Consider the following 26,331-nt stretch of genomic DNA (forward strand, 5'->3'; position numbering starts at 1 on the left):
TCGGCTGATCCCGCCGTCGTGTTTCCCTCACGCCGAGCAGATCCGGTCAGCGCGAAGGAAACCGCCCATCGCGAGGTGAACCGCTGCGCGGAAACAGGTTTCACGTTTCGTGGAACCTCGCCGCCCGGCGCTGCGTCAAAGTCCCATGGTCCTCCGCGACGCGACGTTCCGATCGCCGACGCTCCGGCGGCTCCGCATGCGGGTGCGGTGGATCGCCTGGAGATCATCGGCATCGGGGTCGTGGTCGGCCCGGCAGTGGTCGCTGCTGGTCTTCGCGGTCGTCACGGCGATCGTGGTCGCGGTGGGATCAGGTGGATTCGGTCCGCAGTCCGACATCGACCCGCGAGTGCGGACGCTGGCGCGAGAAGCTCTGGCGCGCTTGGCGTCCATCCCCGTGCACGCACAGCGTCCCGACCGCGACGACTACGACCGAAGCGCGTTCGGCGCGGCGTGGACGGATGCGGTGGCCGTGGCCGGGGGTGGCAACGGATGCGACACCCGCAACGACATCCTGGCCCGAGATCTACAGGACATCCGGGCGGGACCGGTGTCGAGTTGTCCGCGCGCGGTTCTCGCGGGGGAGTTCCGGAGCCCGTACAGCGGCGAGTTCGTGGTGTTCCGCCGCGACCGCAACGCGTCGAGTGTGCAGATCGACCACATCGTGCCGCTGGCCTACGCATGGGACATGGGTGCGTGGTCGTGGGAACTCGGCCGACGACTGAGCTTCGCCAACGACCCGGCCAACCTCGTCGCCGTCGACGGCCCCTCGAATCAGGACAAGAGTGACTCCGAACCGGGCCGGTGGATGCCACCGGTCCGCGGGTTCTGGTGCCAGTACGCGATCCAGTTCGTGATGGTCAGCGCGACATACGGTTTGACGGTCGATGCCGAATCGCGTGAGGTGCTGACCGACGCGTTGCGGTGCGGACAGTGAGGCGGCGAGCTCAGGCCGAGAACGTCGGTTTGCCTCCGGTGGGCCGTTTGAGCTGCGAGAAGGCAGACGTGGCCCCGAGCGTGACGATCGCGGAGTAGAGGGCCTCGGCCTCGTCACCGGTCGGGATGTCGGAGAGCACCGGGCCGAAGAAGTGGGTTCCGTTGATCCCGGTGATCGGGCTGCCGCCGGTCTCGCCCAGGACATCCTGACTGCGTTGGTGCGCTGTCCTCAGGGCATCGTCGAACGAGTCGTCGTCCATGGCCTCGGCCAGTTCACCGGGGAGTCCGGCCTCGACGAGGATCTCCGAGACGACCGCGGGGGTCATCTCGTCACCCGCGTGGTGAAAACGCCGGCCGACCGCCGAGTAGAGGGGCCCGATCGCGTCCGCGCCGTTCTTCGCGACGGCGGCCATGAACACCCGGCCGAGCCGGCGGGAGGTGTCCAGTTGCCGTCGCTGCTGGTCCGATGCGGGTTCCCGATCCTCGTTGAGGACGGCCAGACTCATGACGTGCCAGTCGACCGAGTCATCGTGTCTCCCGGCCTGGTCGGCGAGCCACCGCGATGCGGCCCACGCGAAGGGACACACCGGATCGAAGTAGAAGTCGAAGCGGTTCATGACAACTCCTGTCGTGTCAGGGATTCTGTTCTGGGATCGGCGGGGGTCAGGACTGGTTCGACAGTGCGTCGATCGCGGCCTGCAGCTTCGTGGCGGCATCACGTGCGACGGACTCGAGTTCGGGCTCACCCGAGACCTGAACCATCAGATCCGGATTCATCGCCTCGACGAGTGTCGTGCCGGGATGGTCCGGGTCCGACCGGACGACGACGTTGCACGGCAGCAGCAGTCCGATCTGGCGTTGGACCCCGAGTGCTCGGTTTGCCAGAGGCGGATTGCAGGCGCCCAGGATCAGGTACTGCTCCATGTCCTCGTCGAGCTTCTTCTTCATGGTGGCCTGGACATCGATCTCGGTGAGGACTCCGAAACCCTGGTCGGCGAGTGCGGCGCGGGTGCGCTCGACCGCTTCGTCGAAGGGGACGGCCAGCGTGGTGTTCAGTGCGAGGGACATTGTGTTCCTTTCGGTTCGGACCCGGCCCGGGCCAGACGGTTGTCCGCTGGCCCGGGACGGAATCCGGTTCGGGTTGTCAGTGCGCGAAGCTGATCTTGGGCAGGATGCGGCGCAACCAGGCGGGCGACCACCATGCCGCGCGACGCGTGATCCGCAACAGCGCCGGAAGGAGTGTGAGACGGATCAGGACGGCATCCAGCAGAACGGCGACACCGAGGATGATCCCCATCTCCTTCGGGGGAAGAGGTTCGGCCAGGGCGAAGGTGAAGAACACCGCCACCATGACCGCTGCCGCGGCGAAGATGATCCGGCCGGAGTGCGCCATCCCGTCGATCTGTGCCTGTGTGGCGTTGTCGGACCGCTCGAAGTGTTCCTTCGCGGTGGCGAGCAGGAAGACCGTGTAGTCCATCGCGATCGCGAAGATCATCGCGAAGAAGAACACCGGTCCCCACCCGTCGAGGAAGCCCTGTGGTGTGAAGCCCAACAGGTCCGCGAGGTGCCCGTCCTGGAAGATGAGCTTTGCGACGCCGAAGGCAGCTGCCGTCGACAACAGGCTGACCACGGTGCCGATCAGGGCGATCAGAGGTGCCTGCAGCGAGACCAGGAGCAACAGGAAGCCCAGGATGAGGATGACGGCGACAACCAGCGGGAAGTAGTCGTTCAGGGCCTGCTGGAGGTCCAGGTTCTCAGTGGGCGCGCCACCGACCAGTGCACCGTCGGGCAGGGTGCTGCGCAGGTCGTCGACGATCGTGCCCATCTGCTCGTCGGACGGGTCGACCGACGGGAGTGCCTGCATCAGAACGTAATCCGAGCCATCTGCGGAGGGCATCGGGGGAGTCACCATCTCGATTCCCGGCGACTGAGAAGCGGCCTGGGCGGTCTGCTGTGCCTCGTTGGCAGGTGCGACGATCTGCAACATCCCGGGTGCGCCCTCACCCATCTGTGACTGGACGAGTTCGTAGCCCTGACGCACCGGTGCATCCTCGGGGACGACGGTGATCGACGGCATCGCGACCTTCAGGCCGAAGACCGGGATCGCCAACGCGATGAGAACGGCGAGGGAACCGGCGGCCACGGTCCACGGGTGACGGTGCAGGAAGAGTCCCCAGCGGGCGAACACCGGTGAACGGTGCTGCTGACGGCGGGCATACGGCATCGACACCGCATTGACCCGGGGACCCAGCTTGCCCAGCGCGGCGGGCAGAAGTGTCAGGGTTGCCGCCAGGACGAAGACGACGGCGAGCATGATGCCCACGGCCATCGTTCGCACCGCGGGTGCGGGAACCAGCAACACGGCCGACAAGCTCACCAGGACGGTGATGCCGGAGAGCAACACCGCTTTTCCTGCGGTGTCCATGGTCTCGGCGACCGCGGCACGCATGTTGTCGCCGTAACCGCGCATGGCATCGCGGAAGCGCGACACGATGAACAGTGCGTAGTCGATGCCCAGGGCCAGAGCGAACATCATGGCGAAGTTGATCGCCCACACCGAGATCGGGGTGACCTGGTTCAGCAGGACCAGTCCGCCGGCGGACGCGACGAGTCCGGCGATGGTCAGCAGCAAGGGAAGTCCGGCCGCGACCAGCGACCCGAAGGCCAGCACCATGATCGTCAAGGTGACCGGCCAGGAGAACAGCTCGGCCTTGATCATCGCGTCGTGATTGGCCTTGTTGAAGTCACTCCACAACGCGGACGCACCGGTCGGGTAGACCTCGACACCGTTCCCGGACAGCCCGGTCAGCTCGTCTTTGTGTTCGTCGACTGCCCGCACCATGTCGTCGGTGTTGGCAGCAGCGCCGATGATGACGATGCCGGTGTGACCGTCGGGACTGATGGACATTCCCGGTTGTGGTGGCACGACCTGGGCGAATCGGTCATCGGTCGCCGCGAGTTCGGTGATCTTTCCGACGACGGCCTGGACCGCGGGACTCTCGACGCGATCGCGGTCGGAATGGACGACCACCTGCACCGCAGCCGAGGAGTTGCCGCCGAAGTGCTGCTGGGCCAGTTCGCGGACCTGGACGGACTCGGACCCGTTCGCCTGCCATCCGGCGCCGGCGAGTGAGGAGAACACCGAGGGCGCCGCCGCTCCCAGAACCACCAGGAGGAGCACCCACACACCGAACACCCAACGGGCGCGGCCGGCCATCGTCGCGCCCCAGCGACCGAGGATTCCGGCTGCGGAACCTGTTGGGTCAGGTGTTGCTTCGTCTTCGGACAGGGCCGTCTTCGGCGCCATGAGATTCCTTTCGTCTGATACCCGTAGGGGTATTGGATCTGGCGCGAAGATACCCCGGGGGGTATGGTGGCGTCAAGGATCCACAGCTCCGACTACCGAGAGCTGTGGGTGTTGAAACATGAGGAGGAATCACCATGGCCGCAGACGAGAGGCCGCGCTTGACCGTCGGGGAAGAGGCGATGGGGGCTGTTCTGAATCGGCTGAAGCGTGCTCAGGGCCAGCTTGCCGGGGTGATCGCCATGATCGAGGCGGGCCGGGACTGCGCGGACGTGGTCACCCAGCTCGCGGCGGTGTCGCGAGCGCTCGACCGGGCCGGCTTCAAGGTCGTGGCGTCGGGGATGCGGCAGTGTGTCGAGACCGCCGACGGTGAGCAGCCGCCGTTGTCCGAGGCTGCACTGGAGAAGCTGTTCCTCGCGCTGGCGTGACGGGCGGTCCGGGGCCGGTGGCCGAGTAGGAGCGAACGAAAGAGGGGGCCGAGGCATCGGCCCCCTCTTTCGTGGATGTGGGTGTTTTCGTGGGTGGGTGAGCAGGGCGCTCAGCGGGGGTATGTGGCGCGAGGGAGTCCCGCCTTCGACATGAGCAGGCTGGCGGGGCACCATCCGACGGCGCTGTAGAGCAGCAGATTGGCGGCCACGAAGAGGGTGAGCACGGTCCACCACGGGGACACTGTCAGCACGAGGATGACGCTGATCGTCACCATCACGCCCGCGAGCGCGGGCACCATTCTCTCCACCGTCAATCGGGGCTCGTGAGTACCGGTTGCGCGTGTCATGGGGTCTTCCTTCTGCTGGGGACGTGTGAACGCCCGGGATCGATGGCAATGCCACTATACCCCCTGGGGTATAGTGGCGGCGTTGTCTCGAACTCGAACGTAAGGACCGAGAGCATGTGTTCACCGGTGAAGTGCCCAACGTGTGGCAAGACGACCTGGTCGGGGTGCGGTCGTCATGTCGACGCCCTCAAACGCCGCATTCTCGACTCTCAGTGGTGCGACGGGCACAAGCAGGCGCCGTCCCCGCGCTCGAAGTGGTGGTCCAGAGCCTGACCGGACCGGATAGCTCTTTGGGGACGTGCTCGGCCCGGCGCTACTCTTGAGGACGGCATACATCCCGCGGCGGCATCGTCGCGGCGACCACCCGCGAAGTCGAGGATGTTGATGAGCGCACCCACCGCAGAGCCCTCCGTCGCAAGAGACGAGTCCGGAACCGAGAAGGTCGTCCTCGGACTCGCGCGAGCGGCGAAATCGGCATCCCGCTCGCTGGGTGGTCTCACGTCGGCGGACAAGAACGAGGTCCTGCTCGCGGCAGCTGACGCCATCGAATCCGCGTCGGAGACGATCCTCACCGCCAACGCCGAGGACATCGCGCGCGCCGAGGAGGCGGGCACCGAGGCGAGCCTGCTCGATCGCCTGCGTCTCGACGAATCCCGTGTCGTCGGCATCGCGAACGGTCTGCGTCAGGTCGCGGTCCTGCCCGATCCGATCGGTGAGATCGTCTCCGGCAAGACACTGCCCAACGGACTTCAACTCCGACAGGTACGGGTTCCCCTCGGTGTCGTCGGCATCGTCTACGAGGCGCGGCCCAACGTCACGGTCGACGCCTTCGGGATCGCCTTCAAGTCGGGTAACGCGGTGCTGCTCCGCGGTTCGTCGTCGGCCGCGTCGTCGAACGCCGAACTCGTCCGCGTCCTGCGAGAGACCCTGTCCGCGAAGGGCGTCAGCGCTGATGCCGTGTCGCTGCTGCCCAGCGAGGACCGCTCGAGCGTCACCGCGCTCATCCGCGCCCGCGGACTCGTCGACGTCGTGATCCCGCGCGGCGGTGCCGGTCTCATCGAGGCCGTCGTCTCCAACGCGACCGTCCCCACCATCGAGACCGGCGTGGGCAACTGCCACGTCTACGTGCACGCCCTCGCCGACCTCGACGTCGCCGTCCGCGTCATCCTGAACTCCAAGACCCGCCGGCCGAGTGTCTGTAACACCGCCGAGACGGTCCTGATCGACAAGGCGGTGGCGGCCGACGCGCTGCCTCGCATCACCCAGGTCCTGCAGTCCCAGGGCGTCGTGATCCACGGTGACGAGCCGGGCATGGAACCGGCCACCGAGGACGACTGGACCAAGGAGTATCTGTCGATGGACATCGCGATGAAGGTCGTCGACGACCTCGACGCCGCCGTCTCCCACATCGACTCCTACGGCACCGGTCACACCGAGGCGATCATCACCACCGACCTCGCCGCCGCGGACGAGTTCACCCGCCGCGTGGACGCCGCCGCCGTCATGGTGAACGCCTCCACCGCCTTCACCGACGGCGAGCAGTTCGGGTTCGGCGCCGAGATCGGCATCTCCACCCAGAAGCTGCACGCCCGCGGCCCGATGGGCCTGCCCGAGCTGACCTCGACCAAGTGGCTGGTCTGGGGCAACGGCCACGTTCGGCCGGCCTGATGACGGGCTCCACGGAGTACACCGGTTCCGGACCACAGGTCGTCCCGTCGTTCACCTCCGTCGACGACGTCGTCGCACGGCTCCGCGACACCGGCTACCTCGCCGACGACGCCACGGCGACGTCGACCTTCCTCGCCGACCGGCTGGGCAAGCCGCTGCTCGTCGAGGGACCCGCGGGTGTCGGCAAGACCGAACTGGCCAAGTCGATCGCCGCAGCCACGGATGCCGAGCTCGTCCGCCTGCAGTGCTACGAGGGCATCGACGAGGCCCGCGCGCTCTACGAGTGGAACCATGCCAAGCAGATCCTGCACATCCAGGCGACGGGCAACCGCGCCTGGGAAGAGGCGAAGACCGACATCTTCTCCGACGAGTTCCTGCTGCCGCGGCCGCTGCTGAAGGCGATCTCGCGCGAGGGTTCGACCGTGCTGCTGATCGACGAGGTCGACAAGGCCGACGTCGACATGGAGGGGCTGCTCCTCGAGGTGCTCAGCGACTTCGCGATCACCATCCCCGAGATGGGAACCGTTGCCGCGCAGCGCCGACCGATCGTGCTGCTCACCTCGAACGCCACGCGTGAACTGTCCGAGGCGCTCAAGCGTCGCTGCCTGTACCTCTACATCGACTTCCCCGACGCCGAGCGGGAGAAGGAGATCCTCGCGTCGCGGGTGCCGAACCTGTCGGCGTCGCTGAGTGCAGAACTGGTCCGGATCGTCGGTGTGCTGCGGACGCTGGACATCCGCAAGAAGCCGTCGGTGGCCGAGACGATCGACTGGGCCCACACGCTGCTCGCGCTCGGTGCGGGAGAACAGGCCGACGCCAAGCGCGGCGGACTCGACGACGGCCTCATCGCCCGCACCCTCGGTGTGGTGCTCAAACACCGGCCCGATCTGAAGACGGCTCTCAAAGAACTCAAGCTGGGCTGATGACGACTCCGCTCGTCGCGCACCTCACCGATTTCGTCGATGAGCTGCGTCGTCGCGGGATCGTCGTCGGGCCGTCGGCGCTGATCGACGCGGCGAGTGCGATGGAGGTGCTCGATCTGCTCGAGCGGTCCCGCCTCCGTGAGGGTCTGGCGACGACGCTGCTCGTCGACCATGCGCATCGAGGGGTTTTCGACCGTGTCTTCGACCTGTGGTTCCCGGTCGGCGCGGGAATGCGCACCGTCACCGAGGATCTGCCGCGCGACGAGGACGGAAACCTCGACGTCGAGGCGGTGCGGGACGCGCTGGCGGAGATGCTGGCCGACGATGCGGCGGCCGGTGACGGGCGGCTCGAGCAGGCGATCGCGATGATCGTCGACGAACTGGGGCGCTACGGGTCGACGAAGGGCGAGGCCTTCTCGGCGTATCAGGCGATCTCCGCGGTCAACCCGCAGACGTTGATCGCCAAGATCGCCGCGGCGATGGCCGGTGGCGACGGTGCCCGACCGGGTACCGAGCCGCTGTACCGGCAAGCCGCGCGTCAGAAGGCCACCGACCTGCGGGCCGCGATCGAGCGTGAGACGCAGCGTCGGATGGCCGATCGCAACGGCCGGGACAAGGTCGGCGCGTATGCGGTGCCGCCCCTGCCGGAGAACGTCAACTTCCTCTCCGCGGGCGCCAAGGAGCAGGTGGAGATCCGCAAGACGATCGAGCCACTGGCCCGGTTGCTCGCCGCCAAGCTCGAGACGCGGCGGCGTCGTGCCCATCGCGGGGCGGTCGACGTGCGCAAGACACTGCGCGCGTCGATGTCCACTGGCGGCGTCCCGATCGAACTCAGTCACCGCAAGCCGCGTCCCGGACGCCCGGAGCTGATCGTCATCTGCGATGTGTCGGGGTCGGTCGCCGGGTTCAGCCAGTTCACGCTGCGGCTGGTATATGCACTGCGGCAACAGTTCTCGAAGGTACGGGTGTTCGCCTTCGTCGACACCGTCGACGAGGTCACCGACTTCTTCGACCATGGCGAAGAGGATTTCGGTGCTGCGATGCACCACATGATCTCGACCGCGCGGATCTCCACGCGCGACGGACATTCGGATTACGGCAACATGCTCGCCGGTTTCGTCGCCGACCACGTCGAGACGCTGACGCACCGGGGCGCCCTGTTGGTGCTCGGCGACGCGCGCAACAACTACCACGACGCGCACGCCGACGCGCTCGCGGAACTGGTCGAACGCGCCCGGCACGCGTACTGGCTGAACCCCGAGGCCAAGGAGCACTGGGGAACCGGTGATTCGGTCGCCACCGACTACGCGGAGGTCATCGACATGTTCGAATGCCGCAATGCGACGCAGCTGGGAACCGTCATCGCCGACCTGCTGCCGGTCTGACCCGGCCGTCACCGCGTAGACTGACCGTCCATGTCAACCGACCGCCACCGCGCGCGCCGCATCGGCGTCATGGGTGGCACGTTCGATCCGATCCACAACGGGCACCTGGTGGCGGCCAGCGAGGTCGCCCACCGTTTCGAGCTGGACGAGGTGATCTTCGTCCCGACCGGGCGTCCGTGGCAGAAGCTGGGCGAGCACACGATGGTCAGCCCACCCGAGGACCGGTACCTGATGACGGTCATCGCGACGGCGTCGAATCCGCAGTTCAGCGTGAGTCGCGTCGACATCGACCGTGACGGTGACACCTATACCGTGGACACGCTGCGTGATCTGCGGAAACAGCTGCCCGATGCGCAGCTGTACTTCATCACCGGGGCCGATGCGCTGGAGTCGATCCTGTCGTGGCAGGACTGGGAGGAACTGTTCGAGCTGGCGCGGTTCGTGGGTGTGAGCCGGCCGGGGTATGAGCTCGACGCCACGCATCTGGCGCAGCATCTCGCCCAGATGCCGGATGACACGCTGCACCTGCTGGAGATCCCGGCGCTGGCGATCTCGTCGACCGAATGCCGCACGCGTGCGGCACAGAGACGACCGGTCTGGTACCTGGTGCCCGACGGCGTCGTGCAGTACATCGCCAAGAGGAAGCTGTATCGTGCGCCTCGGGCGTCGTCGCCCGGGGTGTCCGCGCCGGGAGCGGAGCGAGCGGGCGGTAATGATCCTGCGCCGGGAGCGGAGCGAGCGGGCAGAGTTGATCCTGCGCCGGGAGCGCCTGCGGCCTCGGCCGGTAAGTGAATTTTCGAGAGGACTTGTGTGACTGCGTCAGCTGAAGCGTTGGAGATGGCCAAGGTGGCTGCTCTGGCGGCCGCGGAGAAGCTCGCCCATGAGGTGACCGTGATCGATGTGTCGGAACAGTTGGTGATCACCGACGCCTTCGTCATCGCGTCGGCGGACAACGAGCGACAGGTCAATGCGATCGTCGACGAGGTCGAGGAGAAGTTGCGGGAGGCCGGGCACAAGCCGCTGCGCCGCGAGGGTACCCGTGAGGGCCGGTGGGCTCTGCTCGACTACGCCGACATCGTGGTGCACATCCAGCACACCGACGAACGACGCTTCTACGCACTGGAGAGTCTGTGGAAGGACTGTCCGGTGGTCGAGGTGGAAGGGCTTTCGTGAGCGGCGGTCCCGACAATCACGACACCTCGGTCGAGCGCCTGACCCCGGTCGTCCGGCGCCTGATCCTGTTGCGTCACGGGCAGACCGAGTACAACGCGGGCAGCCGCATGCAAGGCCAGCTCGACACCGACCTCTCCGAGCTTGGTGTGCGGCAGGCGAATTCGGCTGCCATCGAACTGGCCAAGCGGCAGCCCCTGGTGATCTGGTCGTCGGATCTGAAGCGTGCACGGGAGACCGCGGAGGCGCTGGCGCAGCGCACCGGGCTCTCGGTGACAGTCGACCAGCGCCTCCGTGAGACCCATCTCGGCGAGTGGCAGGGTCTCACCCATCTCGACGTGGACGCGGCGATGCCGGGAGCGCGTGTGGTGTGGCGCGACGACGCGACGTGGACGCCGCCGGGTGGCGAGAGCCGCGTCGACGTGGCGAAGCGTTCCACCCCGCTGGTGGACGAGCTGATCGAGCAGCTGCCGGAATGGGGCGTGGGTGACAACCCCGAGGCTCCGGTCGTGCTGGTGGCCCACGGCGGGGTGATCGCGGCGATGACCGCTGCGCTGCTCGGACTGCCGGTGGACAACTGGCCGGTTTTCGGTGGGTTGGCGAACACCAGCTGGGTTCAGCTGTCCGGGCACGGCATGCCCGGCGAGCTCCCGCGCTGGCGTCTCGACGTGTGGAATGCGTCGGCCGAGGACTCCGATCCAGCCGTGCAGTGACCGATCCGGCTCTCGATGCCCCTGCGGGGGAGCGCTGTGTACTGGTCCTGTCCGACTCGCTGGCCTACTACGGCCCGGTCGGCGGGCTGCCCGCGGACGATCCGCGGATCTGGCCGTCGCTGGTCGGCGCCGACGTCGGTCTGCCCGTGCGGTTGTTCGGCCGGATCGGCTGGACGAGCCGCGATGTGTGGTGGGCGCTGACCCAGGACCCGAACATCTGGGCCACGGTGCCGCATGCCGACGTCGTCGTGCTGGCATTCGGGGGGATGGACACGCTGCCCTCGCCGCTGCCGACCGCGCTGCGGGAGCAGATCCGATATGTGCGGCCGAATCGGTTGCGGCAGTTGGTGCGGAACGCGTATTCATGGGTGCAGCCGCGCGGCTCGCGTCTGGGCTGGCCGCTGGCGTTGCCGCCGAAGGTGACCGTCGAATACCTGGACAAGATCCGAGAGGCCCTCACACAGCTACGCCCGGAGCTGCCGATCGTCGTGTGTCTGCCACCGACCCATCGCAGCCCGTATTACGGCTACGTCCACACGGGTCGTATCCCGACGACGGCGGCGATCGCGCGGTGGGCGAAGAGACACGGGTTGCCCTGCGTTGACTTCTACCCGGTGACCCGGGACGCGTTCGACGATCCGGCCGCGGAGATGAACCCGGACGGCATCCACTGGGGCTTCTCGTGCCATCGCCGGATCGCCGATGCGGTGGCGCCGGTGGTCGAGAAGAGCCGCGCGAACCGATAGTCGACGGACGCCACGACTCCCGTGTGAGGTCGGGCCGGTGAACCGGCTAACGTAGACGGGTGCCTGTCGTCGTAGTCACAGATTCCTCTTCTCGGTTGCCGGAGTCGGTCACCGAGCATTACGGGATCCGGCAGGTGCCGCTGCACGTGACGGTCGAGGACAAGGACTACCGCGAGGGCATCGACCCCATTCCGGAGGATGTCGTCTCGATGCCCGGCGTGACCACGTCTGGAGCTAATCCCGCCGAACTCACCGAGTACTTCGAATCCGCGCTGGAGGCCAGCGAGGGAGCGGGTGTGGTGAGCGTGCACATGTCCCGGAGATTGTCCGGCACCTGGGGTTCGGCACGGCTGGCGGCGGAGAAGTTCTCTGGGCAGGTCCGCATCGTCGATTCCCGATCTGTCGGTCTCGCAGTGGGTTTGACCGCCATCGCCGCGGCCCAGGCGGCCGCCGGTGGGGCCGACCGCGACCGCGTCTACGAGTCCGCGATCCGGCAGGCCGCGACGGTGGACTCACTGCTGTGCGTACAGCAGCTCGACAACCTGCGTCAGAGTGGCCGGATCTCCGCGGCCGGAAGACTCTTCGGGTCGGCGCTGTCGATCAAGCCGATCCTGCACATGGTCGACGGCACGCTCCAGCTCAAGGAACGCCATCGCACGTTCTCCAAGGCGCTCGACAAGATGGTCGGCGCCGCGGTCGAGTCGGCGGGAGGTCGCGCGGTCACCGTCGGAGTGCAGCACTGCGAGACCCCGGACGTCGCGGCCGAACTTCTCGCCACCCTGCGCAACCGGCTGCGGATGGTGACCTCCGAGCTGACCGTCGACCTCGGGCCGATCCTCGGTTCCCACGTGGGTCCCGGGGCGGTGGGCGTCGTCATCGCGTCGCATCTCGAACCGATCGAAGGGCTCGAGGAGGGCTGACGGCGCCCGTTTCCTGTCGACAGCCGCGCTCCTGTCCACAGATCTCGTGGTCGGCGTCCACAGCTCACGTGATCGGTTCTGAACACCCCTAGCGTGTGACGCCATGAGCGCATCAGGACGGCGGAATCCGCTGGACCGGTTGGGGCCGGTCGTCGAGCGGCCGGCGAGCCGGGACGACTTGTCGCCGGCCGCGGCCGGCTCCGACCCACCGCCGGGTGCCGGTGACCCTGCCGCGGCAGCCGTGGCGGTCGAGGAGCCCGAGCATCCGGGGTGGGGGATCGGTGGGATGCCGACGTGGCTGGATGCGCCGCCGCCCACGTCGCCGACGCGTGGGCATTTCGACGATGTGCTCGACCCCGACGACGATCGGTCGGGTGAGGACCGGGACGAGGACGAGGATCCCGTTCCGCGCCGACGCTTCGCCGTGGCACCGCCCGCGGCGATCGCGTTGATCGCGGTCGGGGTGATCGCCTGTGTCGTGGCCGGATTCGGACTGTTCCGCGGAACGGATTCCGCACCAGTCGTGGATTTCGGCGCGACGGCCGGTTCGTCGTCGATGCCGGATGCATCGGTGCCTCCGGTCAGCGCGCCACCGAGTACGACGCCGGCCCGGTTGGTGGTGAGCGTCGTCGGACTGGTGAACAGACCCGGACTGGTGCGTCTCGCTCCGGGAGCCAGGGTCGCCGAGGCGATCGACCAGGCCGGTGGGCCGCGCAAGGGCGCGGACCTCTTGTCGCTCAATCTCGCTCGGATTCTGCGCGACGGAGATCAGATCCTCGTCGGTTATGCCGCCGGCGAGGGGCAGATGTCGCTGCGTAGTGCGGTGGTCGGAGCCGAAGGTGGTGTGCCTGCACCGGGCCCGTCGGTCGGGCGGGGAAGTCCGCCACCGGCATCGTCGGCTGCCGAACCGGGCGGCCGGGTCAACCTCAACACGGCGACCGAGGCCGAGCTGGATGCGCTCCCCGGCGTCGGTCCGGTGACGGCGAAGGCGATCCTCGACTGGCGAGAACGCAACGGCCGCTTCACATCTGTGGACCAGCTCGCCGAAGTCGACGGGATCGGTCCGGCCCGGCTGGCGAAGCTGGTGAACCTCGTGACGGTCTGAGGCGATGGACTTCCGGCTGCTGGTGCCGGCGGTGATGGTGTGGTCGGTGACGGCGTGCGGGCTGGTGGCCCCGGTCGGTGTCGGCGTCGGCGTCGCGATCGTCTCGGCGGTGGTGGCCCTCGCCGGGGTGCTGGCATGCGGTGCTCACCGGCTCGGCTGGGAGGCGGTGGGGCTGGTCGTCGTAGGAGCGGGTTTGGCCGCGGCTTGTGCGACATCCCTCTCGCTCCGGCAGGAGGCCCGTGCCGATCATCCGCTGTCGCATGTGTCGGGGAAGGCGACGGTGGTCATGACTCTTCGCAGCGATCCGTTGCCGATCGGCCCGACGGGGCAGGGACGCATCCGCGCGCGCGTCGACGTCGAACAGATCGGTACCGAGCGGGTCTCGACCGCGCCGGCAGACCTTCGTGGTGCAACGCAGGCATGGGCGGGGTTGCTGCCCGGTCAACGAGTCGTCGCCGTCGTGAAGGTGCGGCCACCACCGGACCGAACTCTTCTCGTCGCGTCCCTCACCGCGTCTTCCCCGAAGCTCGTCGGCGGACCGCCCGCGTACCAGACCGTCGCGGGATCGATCCGGCAACGCCTACAACTGGTGGCGACCCGCGCCCTCGGTCCGGAGGCCGCGGGTCTGCTGCCGGGGCTCGTGCTCGGCGACGAGAGCGGGGTGGACGAGGGACTGCGCGATGACTTCCGGGCCGCGGGCCTGAGCCATCTCACCGCGGTGTCCGGAGCGAATTTCGCGATCGTCTGCGGCGCAGCGCTTCTCATCGTCCGCAGCATCGGGGTGCCGCCGCGCTCGTCGGCGATCGTCGGCCTCGTGGTGATCGTCGGTTTCGTGATGCTCGTCCGGCCGACACCCAGCGTGTTGCGCGCGGCGCTGATGGGTGGGGTCGGGGTGTTGGCTCTGTTCGCGTCGCGACGCTCGCAGTCGCTGCCTGCTCTGGGGGCCGCAGTGATCGGCGGTCTGCTGTGGTGGCCGGAGTTGGCGCTGCAGCCGGGCTTTGCGCTGTCGGTGGCGGCCACCTGCGCCATCGTGCTGTGGGCGCCTCGTCTCCGGGATCGGTTGCGGGCGTGGCGTTGTCCGCCGGGATTGGCGGAGGTGATCGCGATGGCGGTCACCGCGCAGGTGGTGACCGCACCGATCGTCGTGCTGGTGACCGGTCAGCTGTCCGTGGTCGGGATCGTGGCCAACCTCCTCGTCGCACCCGTGGTCGCGATCATCAGCGTCGTCGGTACCGCTGCCGCCCTCATCGGTGCGATCGGTCCGCCCGACGGCCTCGGTGCCGGGATCGCCGAACTCTTGGTCCGAGCTCTGGGGCCGGAACTGTGGTGGATGATCTGGTGCGCGCACACCTTCGGCGGGCCGGGGTGGGCGAGTGTGGAGGTGCTGGGGTGGGCGAGTGTGGAGGTGCTGGGGTGAGGGGAAGATGAGGCAGATGCCCCACGCGGGTGAGGCGTATGGCGGACGACTCTGGGGTCATGAACACACGAACACCCCGAGAGGTCGTCACCGATGTCCGCGCTCACCCGCGACTCGCTGACGGCGACGATGAACGTTTCGCCGGATACGGCGTCATGGGCCTGCCGTTCAGGTCGGGCCACTATCTGGCCCTGCGTGACATGATCGCCAGTTCCATCGGTCCGGCGTACCGGTCCGTATGGCACCGAGATCCGAACGGACACTGGACGATCTATACGACAACAGAACCCGGGCGGAGCTGCCCGCGGTATTTCGATGCGGACGCGACGACCCGTCAGGTTCCGGCGATCGATGTCGGGTGGGCCGATGACCACACGTTCGAGGTGACACTCGGCAACACCCTCACCTGGCAGATCGAGCTGACCTCGTCACCCACGACGCGCGTGATGACAGCGCTGAGCGGTGCGACGCCCGCAGCAGCGTGGCGCAGCCGGGCGGTGCTGCACGCGGTGGGACCGATGGCAACCATCATGCTGCGTGCCGGCCGAGTCCGGATGTGTGCACGGACCCCCAACGGGCCCGAGTTCCGGGGAACACCTCTGTACATCTGGCGCGTCGCCGACAGCCGGGCATCGCTCGACGGCGAGACTCTCGGTGCTCCCGCACCACTCGACGAGCAGGTCCGGATCGGCGACATCCCGCTTCCGCAACGCGGTCTGTTCTTCGTCGGACGATCGGCGTTCGACACTCCGAGCACCATCACGACCGACCCGGACTCACTTCACCACACGGGAGCAGTGCGATGACCACCACCGAAACCGGCGCTACGACAGGAGTTCTCGTCCGCCTCGGATACCTCGCCTACGGTGTGATCGCCTACGTTGCCTTCCTGATCGCGTTCCTGTGGGCGATCGCCTTCGTCGAGAATGCCTCGATCGTCGTCGGAGGCGTCGAGATCGTCCCGCGGACCGTCGATCGGAGCGGACCGTCGACGGGAGTGGCCCTGGCGGTGGTGATCGACCTGGCCTTGCTGACCTTGTTCGCCGCGCAGCACAGCGTGATGGCGCGCGAAGGTTTCAAGAAGAGGTGGACCAGGATCGTGCCCACCCCGATCGAACGCAGCACCTACGTGCTGGCGGCGACCGCCTGTCTCGCCGCACTCCTGTGGTGGTGGCATCCGGTCACGGCCACCATCTGGGATGTCTCGGCGCCGATTGCGCGGGCGCTTCTCGTCGGGGTGTCCGTGTTCGGCTGGCTTCTCGTCCTCACCTCGACGTTCCTCATCAACCACTTCGACCTGTTCGGGCTGCGGCAGGTGGTCGCCAATGCGCGCCGGCGTCCGCTCCCGCCATATCGGTTCATCACACCCCTCTGGTACGGGGTCGTGCGTCATCCGATCTATCTGGGCTTCGTGATCGCCTTCTGGGTGACGCCGACGATGACCGTCGGGCACCTTCTGTTCGCCTGCGCGACAACCGGTTACATCTTCGTCGGCATACATCTCGAGGAACGGGACCTGATCCGGGCCTTCGGGAACGACTACGTCGAATACCGCCGTCGCGTGCCGATGCTGCTGCCGGGGTTGCGTACACGTCGGACGTCGCACCCGGTGCACGTGCCGGTCAGCTGACACCCGGGCCGAAGAGCGCGACAATGAACGCCATGGGTGCGCAGGATGTGCTGCCGCGTCGTGTCGAGGTGCTGGCCGGGCTCTCGGTCGCGATCGATCTCGGGCTCGGTCAGCCGGCCGAGCACATGTTGCGCTCGGCGGTCATCGCCAGTCGGTTGGCTCATCGGCTCGGACTCGACCGTCACCAGCAGGACACCGTCTACTACACGACGCTCGTGATGTGGATCGGGTGCCATGCCGACTCCGCGGAGTACGCCCACTGGTTCGGCGACGACATCGCGGTTCGGCGCGACGCCTACCTCGTCGACTGGTCGGGTCTGCCGTACCTGCGGTTCGTCGTCGGCAATCTCGGTCGGGGAGAATCCCTCCCCAGGCGGATGCGGACGATGGCCGAACTCTTCCGGGATGCGCGCGGCCAGATGTCGCTGCTCGTGCACTCACACTGCCTGTCGGCGGCCGCCCTGGCCGGCCACATCGGACTCGGTGCCGACGTCGAGCACGCGATCACGTTCACTTTCGAACGATTCGACGGGGGAGGACTACCCGGCGGGGTGTCGGGTGCGGGTATCCCGATCGAGATGCGGGTGGCGCAACTGGCCGACATGGCGGAGGTTCACCACCGCATGTACGGGGTCGAGGGCGCGGTGGCGATGGCCCGGAGTCGCCGGGGCGGTCATTTCGATCCCGGGGTCGTCGACGCGTTCGTCGACGACCCCGCGACACTGTTCCCGGCCGACTCCGACGATCCCTGGGAGCTGGCGCTTTCCATCGCACCCGACGCGGAGCTGCGCCTCGACGATCCGGGTCTCGACCACCTCCTACTCGCCATCGGTGATTTCGTCGACCTGAAATGTCCTTTCGCGCTGGGCCATTCGCGCGATGTGTCGGCATTGGCCGAGTCGGCCGCCGGACACCTCGGTCTCGACCGGCACGACATCGCGGTGATCCGTCGTGCCGGTTGTCTCCACGACGTCGGCCGGATCGGGGTCTCCAACCAGATCTGGTCGAAAGCCGGTGACCTCACCGCGGCCGAGTGGGAGCGAGTACGTATGCACCCGTATCTCACCGACCGCGTCCTCACGCGCATTCCCGGGCTCCGAGACGAGGCTCGCATCGCCCGGACCCATCACGAGCACCTGGACGGCACGGGCTATCCCCTGGGACTCGGCGGGCCGGCGCTCGGACGACCGGAACGCATCCTCGCCGCGGCAGTCGCATATCGATCGGCGATCGAACCGCGGCCCTATCGGGATGCGATGTCCACGGAGGACGCGGTGGCGCGGCTCGGACGCCGCGCCGCTCGCGGGGAGCTCGACGCCGACTGCGTCGAGGCCGTCCTCGCCGCCGCCGGCCACGCCCGGATCCGGGCACGGCGCACCGACGCGCTCACACCTCGCGAGCGGGAAATCCTTGGCCTCGTCGCGCGAGGGTTGTCCAATCGGGAGATCGCGTCGAAACTGGTGCTCAGCGAGAAGACGGTGCGCAATCACGTCGAGCGCACCTACACGAAGATCGGGGCATCCAACCGGGTCGGCGCGAGCCTGTACGCCCTGGAGAACGGATTCGCGGGACCGTCGTGAGCCCGCGGCCGGAGCCCGCCCCCGAAATGCACCCCCGAAAAGCGCCCCGGAAATGCGCCCTCGAGGGGACAGCGGGAGACAATACGTCGTCGACGCCGCTTGACAGGGTGCTTGTCAGGGGCGGTTTTCGGCGCGGGGCAGGTCGATCACACGGCGCTGAGACCGTCGCAGTAGCCCCCGCGGCGTTGTCGGCCGGATCTGGCACGATGAGCACGTGACCGATCGCCTGCACCTGCTCCTCGGAGACGACGACTTCCTGACCGGCCGGGTGATCTCCGCGGTGGCCGAGGCCACGTCCAAGGAGGCGGGCACTCCGGTCCCGGTGACCCGGGTGCGCGCGGGCGACGTCAGCGAACACGAGCTGGCCGAATTGCTGAGCCCGTCGCTCTTCGCCGAGGAGCGGGTCGTCGTCATCGAGGCGGCCGCCGACGCGGGCAAGGAACCTGCGGCCCTCATCGCCGCGTCGGCCACATCCCTGCCCGAGGGCATCACGCTGATGGTGATCCACCACGGTGGGGGGCGCGCCAAGTCGATGGTGCCGGCGCTCAAGAAGGCCGGCGCGGTGGAACACGCGACCACCGCACCGAAGTGGCCGTCGGACCGGATGACGTTCGTCCGCAACGAGTTCCGGTCCCTCGGGGTGAAGGTCAGCGCCGACGTCGTCGAGCAGGTCGTGGAGAGTGTGGGTTCCGAGCTGCGTGAGCTCGCCGCCGCGTGTGCCCAGCTCGTCGCCGACACCGGTGGCAAGGTCAACCGCGAGACCGTCCAGCTCTACTACCAGGGTCGGTCCGAGGTGACCGGCTTCGAGGTGGCCGACAAAGCGGTCCTCGGTGACCGGGCCGGTGCACTCGAGTCGCTGGCCTGGGCTCTGCATCACGGCGTGCCGCGCGTCTTGCTGGCCGATGCCCTCGCCGAGGCCGTGCACGCCATCGCCCGTATCAGGCCGATGGGGTCGATCGATCACTTCGCGGCCGCTTCCGAACTCGGCATGCCGCCGAACCGGGTGAAAAGCGTGCAGGCGAAGGCCAAGGCGTGGGATTCGGAGTCGATCGCGCACGCGATCGGCGTGGTCGCCAAACTCAACGGTGACGTCAAGGGCCAGGCCGCGGACGCCGATTTCGCGTTGACGTACGCCGTTGCGGCCGTCGCCGACCTCCGGCCGGACGGGCGTCGTCGGAGCTGAGGTTTCGACGCGGCTCTCGCTGCGCTCGTGGCCGGCTCGACCGGCGGAGGGGGCTCTCGCTGCGCTTGTGGCCGGCTCGACCGGCGGAGGGGGGCTCTCGCTGCGCTCGTGGCCGGCTCGACCGGCGGAGGGGGGGCTCTCGCTGCGCTTGTGGCCGGCTCAACCAGCGGGAGGGGGCGGCTCAACCGGCGAAGGGGCGGCTCCACAGCAGGCGACTCTGCGAGTAACAGGGGCCCATCGCCCGAAGGCGCCCGAGAACGACGATCACCCCGGCAACCGCGTGGATGCTGCCGGGGTGATCGTACGTATGAGGATATGGCGGCGCGCCGCGCCGAGGCGACCCGGAGGTCGGAGTGGGTCAGCTCAGAGCTTGTTGACCGCGAGAGCGATGGCCGACTTCTTGTTGGCGGCCTGGTTGGCGTGGATGACACCCTTGCTGGCGGCCTTGTCGAGCTTGCGGCTCGCGGCCTGCCCGAGCTCGGCAGCCTTTGCCTTGTCGCCGGCCTCGACGGCCTCGCGGAAGCTACGGATCGAGGTACGCAGCGCCGACTTCACCGACACGTTGCGCTGCCGGTTCTTCTCGTTGGTGCGGTTGCGCTTGATCTGAGACTTGATGTTCGCCACGCGTGTTACCTCTGTCGTTGCTGGTGGATATGACTGTCTGTTCTGGGTCGGGGCGGCGGACCGGGTGGTCCGGGCTCGCCCCGCGCGGTGTTGGCGCGTGAAGTATCTTCACGGCATCACCGCAACAGCGGACAACATTACCAGCCGGGTTCGGCCAGCCCAAAATCCGTTGCGCGCGCGACGCACGCCGGAAAGAATCATCGTGCGTGAAAGTCTAGGCTCGAGTCATCATGTCCGTCGTTTACGTACACATAGGTCTCCCCAAGACCGGCACCACGCACCTGCAGGATCGACTCTGGCGCAACCGTGACCTGGCGTTGCAGACGTCGGGGCTGCTCTATCCGGGCAATGTGATCTCCGATCACTTCCACGCCGCGGTCCACCTCCAGCCGGAGCGCTACCTCGACTGGGCCGACCCGGCCTTCGCCGGCGTGTGGCCCAAGCTGCTCGGGCAGATGCGGGCCTGGCCGCAGACGTCACTGCTGTCCCACGAGCTGTACAGCACCGCAACCAGCGAGCAGATCGAGCGGCTGCTGGCCGATCTGTCGTTCGCCGACGAGGTCCACGTGATCGCCACCGTCCGCGACCTCGGTAGGCAGCTCCCCTCGGTGTGGCAGGAGAATGTCAAGAATCAGCGTCGTGCCTCCTTCGACGAGTTCGTCGACGCGGTGGCTTTCGCGGCCGAGTCGAACTCGGTGGGCGAGACGGCCACCGACGACGCCGGTCCGCTCGTCGAGGACGAACCGTTCTGGGAGTTCCAGGACCACGTCGGCATCCTCGCCAAATGGGCGAAGTTCGTCGGGCCCGAACGGGTGCACGTGGTGACCGTCCCGCGCGGCCGGCCGGCGACGGGTGACACCCTGTGGGATCGCTTCCTCCGGGTCATGAACGTCGACCCCGCACCGCTGAACATCCCGGTGCCGAGTCTCAACAGTTCGTTGTCGGCCGCTCAGGCCGAGTTCCTGCGCGGTCTCAACCAGCGCCTCCAGCCCGAGACCATCGAATGGCGTCGCTACGAACGCATCATCAAGGGGCAGCTGATCGGCGAGATCCTGTTCGAAGCGCGGTCGGGCGCGCCGCAGGGGCTGACCGTCGAACATCGTCAGTGGGCCGCCGCCCAGGCGGCCACGATGGTGGAGTCGGTGCGCAACGCCGGATACGACGTCGCCGGCGACCTCGCCGACCTCGAGGTTTCCACGGAGGGCGCCGCCGACGCGCCGATGCCGTCGGACCGGGAGGTGCTCGACGTGGCGCTGGACACGATTGCGTCGATGGTGCTGGCGGCGCCGCTGCCCAAGGTGGGGCCACCGGTCAAGACCCGCGCGGCCAACGTCCTGCGGCGAGTCAAGCGCCGCGCTCTCGCGATGCGTCGCTCGCGCTGAGCTGCGGTCGCGTGCCCTGCGCGACACGGGTGGCCAACCGTCGTGCCGTTTACGCGGTTATGCGGCACCATGGCACTTTATGACCCCCGCATCGACAAGTGCGCCCGCCAAGAAGGCGGCGCGTAAGTCCGCATCCGCGAAGACGACGACGTCGAGCTCGTCCGGGAAATCGGCGTCGGGCCGATCCGGCGCGACGAAGAGTTCGGGATCGGCCGCCAAGCCGACGAAGTCGAGTGGCGAGGGAAACTTCACCGGAAACTTCGGTGGATACGCAAAAGGCCCGTACGGCAAGGCATATGACGAGATGTTCGATGCCGCGGGGGAGGTGCGTACGCCCTACCGCGGCATCTACAAGGCGATGGCCGACGAGGACCAGTCCGATGTGGTCGAGGCCCGCGTCGAAGCACTGGGCCGCGCCTACCTCGACCAGGGCGTGACCTTCTCGCTGTCCGGCAAGGAGCGTCCGTTCCCGTTGGACATTGTGCCGCGCGTGATTTCGGCCAGTGAGTGGAGCAAGCTCGAAGCGGGCATCACCCAGCGTGTGCAGGCGCTCGAGTTGTTCCTCGACGACATCTACGGCGAGCAGGAGATCCTGCGCGACGGTGTGCTGCCGAAACGCCTCGTCCACTCGTGTGAGCATTTCCATCGGCAGGCGGCAAACATCCGGCCGCCCAACGGTGTTCGCATCCACGTCGCCGGCATCGACCTGATCCGGGACGAGAACGGCGACTTCCGTGTCCTCGAGGACAATCTGCGCTCCCCGTCGGGTGTGTCGTATGTGCTCGAGAACCGTCGTGCGATGGCACGCGTGTTCCCCGACCTCTTCTCCAAACACCGCGTTCGTGCGGTGGCCGACTATCCGAGCCATCTGCTGCGGGCACTGCGGGCGTCGGCCGCGTTCAACGAGGCCGACCCGAACATCGTCGTGCTGACGCCGGGTGTGGCGAACTCCGCCTACTTCGAGCACTCGCTGCTCGCGCGGCTGATGGGCGTCGAGCTGGTCGAGGGGCGAGACCTCTTCTGCCGCGACAACGTCGTCTACATGCGGACCACCGAGGGCGAACAGCGCGTCGACGTCATCTACCGCCGGATCGACGACGACTTCCTCGATCCGATGCAGTTCCGCCCCGATTCGATGCTGGGTGTCGCCGGATTGCTCAACGCGGCCCGCGCCGGCAACGTGGTCATCTCGAGCGCGGTCGGCAACGGAGTGGGCGACGACAAGCTGATCTACACCTACGTCCCGGAGATCATCCAGTACTACCTCGGGGAGAAGCCCAGCCTGCAGAACGTCGACACCCTGCGCTGCTGGCTTCCCGAGGAATGCGAGGAAGTGCTCGACCGGATCGACGAACTCGTCGTCAAACCCGTTGAGGGATCGGGCGGATACGGCATCGTCTTCGGGCCGGAGGTCACCAAGGCGGAACTGGACACGCTGGCGCGTAAAGTCCGCAACGATCCGCGCGGCTGGATCGCGCAGCCCGTCGTGCAGTTGTCGACGGTGCCGACGAAGATCGGCAACGAGATCCGGCCGCGTCACGTCGACCTGCGTCCGTTCGCCGTCAACGACGGTGAGTCCGTGTGGGTCCTGCCCGGTGGGCTGACGCGCGTCGCGCTGCCGGAGGGGTCGCTGGTGGTGAACTCCAGTCAGGGTGGCGGTTCCAAGGACACCTGGGTGCTGGCCAGCCGGACGTCGGAGGCCGAACGCGAACTGTCCGGGGCGAAGGTGGTCACCTCCAGCGGCGTCGCCGCGGCCCGACCCGCCGACAGCGCCCCCGACCCGGTCCACACACAGACCCAGCAGCAGCAGCAGGGCACGACATCCCGGTCGCAGTCGTCCGGCGGGCAGTGTCAGCAACTCGGCGACATGATCCAGCAGCAGGGCGGTGATCCCCGATGATGTTGGCGCGCAACGCCGAATCCCTCTATTGGATCGGCCGGTACGTGGAACGCGCCGACGACATGGCGCGCATCCTCGACGTCGCGATCCATCAGCTGCTCGAGGACACCACCGTCGACGTCGACCAGCAGGCGCGACTGATCATCCAGGTGCTCGGCCTCGAGGCCCCCGAGACCGACGAGGAGCTCGACGTCTGGACGCTGACCGAGCGCGTCGCCTACGACGCCGACGCGGTCGGGTCGATCGTCGACCTGATCCGTGCGGCACGCGAGAATGCGCGGGGCGCAAGGGAAGTCACGTCGAGCGAGCTGTGGGAGTGTCTGAACACCACCTACAACGGGCTCGACGCCGCCGAACGCCGCTCACGTCGCCTGGGGCCGCACGAGTTCCTCTCGTATGTGAAGAACCGTGCGGCGATGTTCGCCGGCCTCGCCGACGCCACCCTGAGCCACGACGACGGTTATCGCTACCTGCTGCTCGGCCGATCGGTCGAGCGGGTGGACATGACGATCCGGATGTTGTTGTCGCGTGCGGGGGATCGCACGTCGTCGCCCGCGTGGGTCAACGTGCTGGTGTCCGCCGGCGGTCACGACACCTTCCTGCGGACCTACCGCGGCGTCCTCGACGCGGAGAACATCGTCGAGTTCATGCTGCTCGACCGTCTGTTCCCGCGGGCGATCTTCCATGCGCTCAGCGTCGCCGAGCGCAACCTCGCCCAGCTCGAGAAGGGCCCCAGCCGCGTCGGCGCACAGGCCGAGGCCCAGTTGCTGCTCGGCCGGGCGCGGAGTTCGCTGGAGTTCCTCGAACCGGGTGAGCTGCTCGACGGGCTGCAGGAACGGCTCGTCGATCTGCAGGACACCTGCCGTGCCGTCAACGAGGCGGTCACCAAGCAGTACTTCCATGTGTCGCCGTACGTCTCGTGGGCCGACGCCCGGGTCAGCGACGGGCAAGTCATCGAGGAGAGTGAACTGTGAGCTGGCGTCTACGCGTCGTCCATTCCACCGGTTTCGCGTACAACGGTCCCGTCACCTCGTCGTACAACGAGGCCCGGCTCACGCCTCGCAGCGACGCCCGGCAGAACGTCATCGTCAACCGTGTCGAGACGGTCCCGGCCACCAGGTCGTACCGCTACACCGACTATTGGGGAACCGCGGTCACCGCCTTCGATCTCCACGCGCCGCACGAGGAACTCGAGGTGTCGGGGATGTCGGTGGTCGAGACCGATCGCGGGCAACGGCCGGGCGAGGACGAGCAGGCGACCTGGGAGGACATCACCAGCGACGCCGTGATCGACCGCTATGACGAGATGCTGTCCAACACCACGTACGTGCCGAGGAACCGTCAGCTGATCTCGGCGGCCAAGAAGGTGGCCAAAGGCCTGACACCGGGGGAGACGGTCGAGGCGATCTCGCGGTTCGTCCACGACGAGATGGAGTACGTTCCGGGCACCACGGGCGTGCACACCACCGCCGTCGACGCCTGGAACGAGCGCAAGGGCGTCTGTCAGGACTACGCACATCTCACCCTGGTGATGTTGCGGGGCCTGGGGATTCCCGCTCGCTACGTGTCGGGTTACCTGCATCCGGAACCCGATGCCGCGATCGACAAGACGGTCCAGGGCCAGAGCCATGCGTGGATCGAGGCGTGGACCGGTGGCTGGTGGGGCTATGACCCGACCAACGACACCTCGATCAGCGAACAGCACGTGTCGGTGGGCGTGGGTCGCGACTACGCGGACGTCTCGCCGCTCAAGGGTGTCTACACCGGCGGCGGCGCAACGGATCTCGACGTCATCGTGGAGATCACCAGGTTGGCCTAACGCCAGCCGAAGCGCGACCTGAGTTCGTCGGCCACGGCGTCGAAGCGGCGACGGTCGAGGACGGCGCCCTCGCGTCGGATTCCGTTGGCGTCGACGACGAGGACGCGGTCGAGTCGCACGAAGCTCGGCCGGTTCTGGGAGTCCCAGGTGCCGGCCCCGACGGCGAACCAGTCGTCGTCATCGCGGTGGTAGTCCTTGCTGGACAACATGAGCCCGAGGACGTCATCGGAGGTCCCGTCGTTGGCATCGCGGCCCACGACGAGCACGGGGCGGTCCTTGCCCCGGCTCGGATCATCCTCGTAGGCGACCCAGGTCCACACGATCTCGCCGGGATCGGCGTCGCCGTCGAGGTCCGGGACGTAGCTGATCGTGCGCGCCAGCTCCCGACTCGGTCGGAGAGCGGCGGGGCGATTGGTGCGGGTCATGCGGAAGTTTCTCCCATCAGGAACTCGTCCACCGCGTCGGCGGTCAGCGCGGCGGTCGGCTTCTTCTTCGGGTTCAGGTCGTGACCGACCTTCTCGAGTTCGACGATCCGTGTCGGCGCATCGATCAGACCGATGGCCTCGGCCATCTCCTCGGTGGTTCCGAACGGGTCGGTGCTGCCGTGGACGACGAGGGTCGGCACCGTGATCGACGGCAGGTGTTCGGTGCGCAGCCGGTCGGGCTTGCCCGGTGGGTGCAGCGGATAGGAGCTGAGCAGGAGACCGTCGGCGAGGGCCGGGCCGTCCTCGGCGACGGCCATCGACGCCTGGCGGCCGCCATAGGAGTGACCGCCGACGAACAGCGGGCCGTCGGACTCGGCCCGGAACATCGCGCAGGCGGCGCGGATGCCGTCGCGGTCGGCCGGCGACGTCGACGGACTGGGAGGTCCCTTGGGGCGGCGGCGGCGATAGGGGAGGTCGATCCGGGCGACGACATACCCGCGCGAACCCAGCTCGTCGGCCAGCGCGCGCAGGATGACGGCGGAACGGTTCCCGCCGGCGCCATGCGCGAGGACGATCGTGGCGCGCGGTGTGCCGTCGGGCCGGTGCACGTCGGCGGCGACGTCGTCGGTCTCGACGACGGTGATGGTGGTCCCTGGCTTTTCCGACTCGTCGGACTCGGCTGTCACGGCTGCCACGGTAGCGCCCCGCCATCCGCCTGGGCACCATTCG

General features: G+C 67.8%; 28 protein-coding genes. 21 read left to right on the plus strand and 7 right to left on the minus strand.

The genetic code is table 11. The features are described 5' to 3' along the window. Positions 1-145 precede the first annotated feature (145 nt). Entirely contained in the window at positions 146-934 is a 789-nt protein-coding gene (locus GOAMI_RS02515; RefSeq protein WP_006434808.1) for an HNH endonuclease family protein, read from the plus strand. 10 nt (positions 935-944) lie between these two features. Here the strand turns inward: GOAMI_RS02515 and GOAMI_RS02520 are convergent, their stop codons facing one another. The 3 genes from GOAMI_RS02520 to GOAMI_RS02530 all read right to left on the minus strand — a co-directional run bounded on the left by GOAMI_RS02520 (position 945) and on the right by GOAMI_RS02530 (position 4,240). Further along, complete coding sequence (locus GOAMI_RS02520) at positions 945-1,550, minus strand: mycothiol-dependent nitroreductase Rv2466c family protein (protein WP_006434809.1); 606 nt, start codon at positions 1,548-1,550, stop codon at positions 945-947. Positions 1,551-1,596: 46 nt separating this feature from the next. Continuing rightward, positions 1,597-2,001, minus strand: a complete 405-nt coding sequence (locus GOAMI_RS02525; protein WP_006434810.1) for a DUF302 domain-containing protein — start codon at positions 1,999-2,001, stop codon at positions 1,597-1,599. Positions 2,002-2,077: 76 nt separating this feature from the next. After that, positions 2,078-4,240 (minus strand): MMPL family transporter, encoded by a 2,163-nt coding sequence (locus tag GOAMI_RS02530; RefSeq protein ID WP_006434811.1) that lies wholly within the window; start codon positions 4,238-4,240, stop codon positions 2,078-2,080. A 134-nt stretch (positions 4,241-4,374) separates the two neighbouring features. Between GOAMI_RS02530 and GOAMI_RS02535 the strand changes: the two genes are divergently transcribed. After that, positions 4,375-4,665 (plus strand): metal-sensitive transcriptional regulator, encoded by a 291-nt coding sequence (locus GOAMI_RS02535; RefSeq protein ID WP_374978496.1) that lies wholly within the window; start codon positions 4,375-4,377, stop codon positions 4,663-4,665. A gap of 110 nt (positions 4,666-4,775) precedes the next feature. On the opposite strand, the gene GOAMI_RS02540 is transcribed toward GOAMI_RS02535, so the two are convergent. After that, positions 4,776-5,012 (minus strand): YgaP family membrane protein, encoded by a 237-nt coding sequence (locus GOAMI_RS02540; RefSeq protein ID WP_006434813.1) that lies wholly within the window; start codon positions 5,010-5,012, stop codon positions 4,776-4,778. Positions 5,013-5,126: 114 nt separating this feature from the next. On the opposite strand from GOAMI_RS02540, the gene GOAMI_RS23945 reads away from it, so the two are divergent. The 15 genes from GOAMI_RS23945 to holA all read left to right on the plus strand — a co-directional run bounded on the left by GOAMI_RS23945 (position 5,127) and on the right by holA (position 19,452). Continuing rightward, on the plus strand, positions 5,127-5,285 hold the full coding sequence (locus tag GOAMI_RS23945) for a DUF8730 family Cys-rich protein (RefSeq protein WP_085950431.1): 159 nt from the start codon (positions 5,127-5,129) through the stop codon (positions 5,283-5,285). Positions 5,286-5,396: 111 nt separating this feature from the next. Then, complete coding sequence (locus tag GOAMI_RS02545; protein WP_006434814.1) at positions 5,397-6,680, plus strand: glutamate-5-semialdehyde dehydrogenase; 1,284 nt, start codon at positions 5,397-5,399, stop codon at positions 6,678-6,680. Further along, a complete protein-coding gene (locus GOAMI_RS02550; protein WP_006434815.1) occupies positions 6,680-7,603 on the plus strand; it encodes an AAA family ATPase in 924 nt (307 codons plus the stop codon). Before GOAMI_RS02545 ends, GOAMI_RS02550 begins: the two co-directional genes overlap by 1 nt. Beyond that, a complete protein-coding gene (locus GOAMI_RS02555) occupies positions 7,603-8,988 on the plus strand; it encodes a vWA domain-containing protein (protein ID WP_006434816.1) in 1,386 nt (461 codons plus the stop codon). The genes GOAMI_RS02550 and GOAMI_RS02555 overlap by 1 nt, the downstream gene beginning before the upstream one ends. A gap of 30 nt (positions 8,989-9,018) precedes the next feature. Then, the gene (nadD, locus tag GOAMI_RS02560; protein WP_006434817.1) at positions 9,019-9,780 is read left to right on the plus strand and encodes a nicotinate-nucleotide adenylyltransferase; all 762 of its coding nucleotides are present in this window, start codon (positions 9,019-9,021) and stop codon (positions 9,778-9,780) included. Between the two features lie 18 nt (positions 9,781-9,798). Beyond that, on the plus strand, positions 9,799-10,161 hold the full coding sequence (rsfS, locus tag GOAMI_RS02565; protein ID WP_006434818.1) for a ribosome silencing factor: 363 nt from the start codon (positions 9,799-9,801) through the stop codon (positions 10,159-10,161). Beyond that, positions 10,158-10,871 carry a histidine phosphatase family protein gene (locus GOAMI_RS02570; RefSeq protein ID WP_006434819.1) on the plus strand — a complete coding sequence of 238 codons (714 nt, stop codon included), beginning with the start codon at positions 10,158-10,160 and terminating at the stop codon, positions 10,869-10,871. Before rsfS ends, GOAMI_RS02570 begins: the two co-directional genes overlap by 4 nt. After that, the gene (gene octT, locus GOAMI_RS02575; protein WP_006434820.1) at positions 10,868-11,617 is read left to right on the plus strand and encodes a diglucosylglycerate octanoyltransferase; all 750 of its coding nucleotides are present in this window, start codon (positions 10,868-10,870) and stop codon (positions 11,615-11,617) included. The genes GOAMI_RS02570 and octT overlap by 4 nt, the downstream gene beginning before the upstream one ends. A 59-nt stretch (positions 11,618-11,676) precedes the next feature. Next, the gene (locus GOAMI_RS02580) at positions 11,677-12,537 is read left to right on the plus strand and encodes a DegV family protein (protein ID WP_006434822.1); all 861 of its coding nucleotides are present in this window, start codon (positions 11,677-11,679) and stop codon (positions 12,535-12,537) included. Positions 12,538-12,640: 103 nt separating this feature from the next. Further along, positions 12,641-13,642, plus strand: coding sequence for a ComEA family DNA-binding protein (locus GOAMI_RS02585; RefSeq protein WP_040004517.1), 1,002 nt, complete (start codon positions 12,641-12,643; stop codon positions 13,640-13,642). Positions 13,643-13,646: 4 nt separating this feature from the next. Continuing rightward, positions 13,647-15,059, plus strand: a complete 1,413-nt coding sequence (locus GOAMI_RS02590) for a ComEC/Rec2 family competence protein (RefSeq protein WP_006434825.1) — start codon at positions 13,647-13,649, stop codon at positions 15,057-15,059. A gap of 59 nt (positions 15,060-15,118) precedes the next feature. Beyond that, positions 15,119-15,865, plus strand: a complete 747-nt coding sequence (locus tag GOAMI_RS02595; RefSeq protein ID WP_040004518.1) for a hypothetical protein — start codon at positions 15,119-15,121, stop codon at positions 15,863-15,865. Beyond that, complete coding sequence (gene mddA, locus GOAMI_RS02600) at positions 15,862-16,689, plus strand: methanethiol S-methyltransferase (protein WP_006434827.1); 828 nt, start codon at positions 15,862-15,864, stop codon at positions 16,687-16,689. The genes GOAMI_RS02595 and mddA overlap by 4 nt, the downstream gene beginning before the upstream one ends. A gap of 23 nt (positions 16,690-16,712) precedes the next feature. Then, a complete protein-coding gene (locus GOAMI_RS02605) occupies positions 16,713-18,269 on the plus strand; it encodes an HD domain-containing phosphohydrolase (RefSeq protein WP_006434828.1) in 1,557 nt (518 codons plus the stop codon). A gap of 214 nt (positions 18,270-18,483) precedes the next feature. Further along, positions 18,484-19,452, plus strand: coding sequence for a DNA polymerase III subunit delta (gene holA, locus GOAMI_RS02610; protein WP_006434829.1), 969 nt, complete (start codon positions 18,484-18,486; stop codon positions 19,450-19,452). A gap of 363 nt (positions 19,453-19,815) precedes the next feature. Here the strand turns inward: holA and rpsT are convergent, their stop codons facing one another. After that, complete coding sequence (rpsT, locus tag GOAMI_RS02615) at positions 19,816-20,076, minus strand: 30S ribosomal protein S20 (protein WP_006434830.1); 261 nt, start codon at positions 20,074-20,076, stop codon at positions 19,816-19,818. A 230-nt stretch (positions 20,077-20,306) separates the two neighbouring features. Here rpsT and GOAMI_RS02620 point away from each other — a divergent pair, with 230 nt between their 5' ends. The 4 genes from GOAMI_RS02620 to GOAMI_RS02635 all read left to right on the plus strand — a co-directional run bounded on the left by GOAMI_RS02620 (position 20,307) and on the right by GOAMI_RS02635 (position 25,177). Continuing rightward, positions 20,307-21,458, plus strand: a complete 1,152-nt coding sequence (locus GOAMI_RS02620; protein ID WP_006434831.1) for a hypothetical protein — start codon at positions 20,307-20,309, stop codon at positions 21,456-21,458. A gap of 79 nt (positions 21,459-21,537) precedes the next feature. Then, on the plus strand, positions 21,538-23,358 hold the full coding sequence (locus GOAMI_RS02625; RefSeq protein ID WP_040004519.1) for a circularly permuted type 2 ATP-grasp protein: 1,821 nt from the start codon (positions 21,538-21,540) through the stop codon (positions 23,356-23,358). After that, positions 23,355-24,332 (plus strand): alpha-E domain-containing protein, encoded by a 978-nt coding sequence (locus GOAMI_RS02630; RefSeq protein ID WP_006434834.1) that lies wholly within the window; start codon positions 23,355-23,357, stop codon positions 24,330-24,332. The genes GOAMI_RS02625 and GOAMI_RS02630 overlap by 4 nt, the downstream gene beginning before the upstream one ends. Further along, positions 24,329-25,177 carry a transglutaminase family protein gene (locus tag GOAMI_RS02635; protein ID WP_006434835.1) on the plus strand — a complete coding sequence of 283 codons (849 nt, stop codon included), beginning with the start codon at positions 24,329-24,331 and terminating at the stop codon, positions 25,175-25,177. Before GOAMI_RS02630 ends, GOAMI_RS02635 begins: the two co-directional genes overlap by 4 nt. On the opposite strand, the gene GOAMI_RS02640 is transcribed toward GOAMI_RS02635, so the two are convergent. After that, positions 25,174-25,602, minus strand: coding sequence for a type II toxin-antitoxin system PemK/MazF family toxin (locus tag GOAMI_RS02640; protein WP_006434836.1), 429 nt, complete (start codon positions 25,600-25,602; stop codon positions 25,174-25,176). The genes GOAMI_RS02635 and GOAMI_RS02640 overlap by 4 nt on opposite strands. Beyond that, complete coding sequence (locus tag GOAMI_RS02645) at positions 25,599-26,297, minus strand: alpha/beta hydrolase family protein (RefSeq protein WP_006434837.1); 699 nt, start codon at positions 26,295-26,297, stop codon at positions 25,599-25,601. The genes GOAMI_RS02640 and GOAMI_RS02645 overlap by 4 nt, the downstream gene beginning before the upstream one ends. Positions 26,298-26,331 lie beyond the last annotated feature (34 nt).

The sequence above is a fragment of the Gordonia amicalis NBRC 100051 = JCM 11271 genome (assembly GCF_000332995.1).
GTDB lineage: Bacteria > Actinomycetota > Actinomycetes > Mycobacteriales > Mycobacteriaceae > Gordonia > Gordonia amicalis.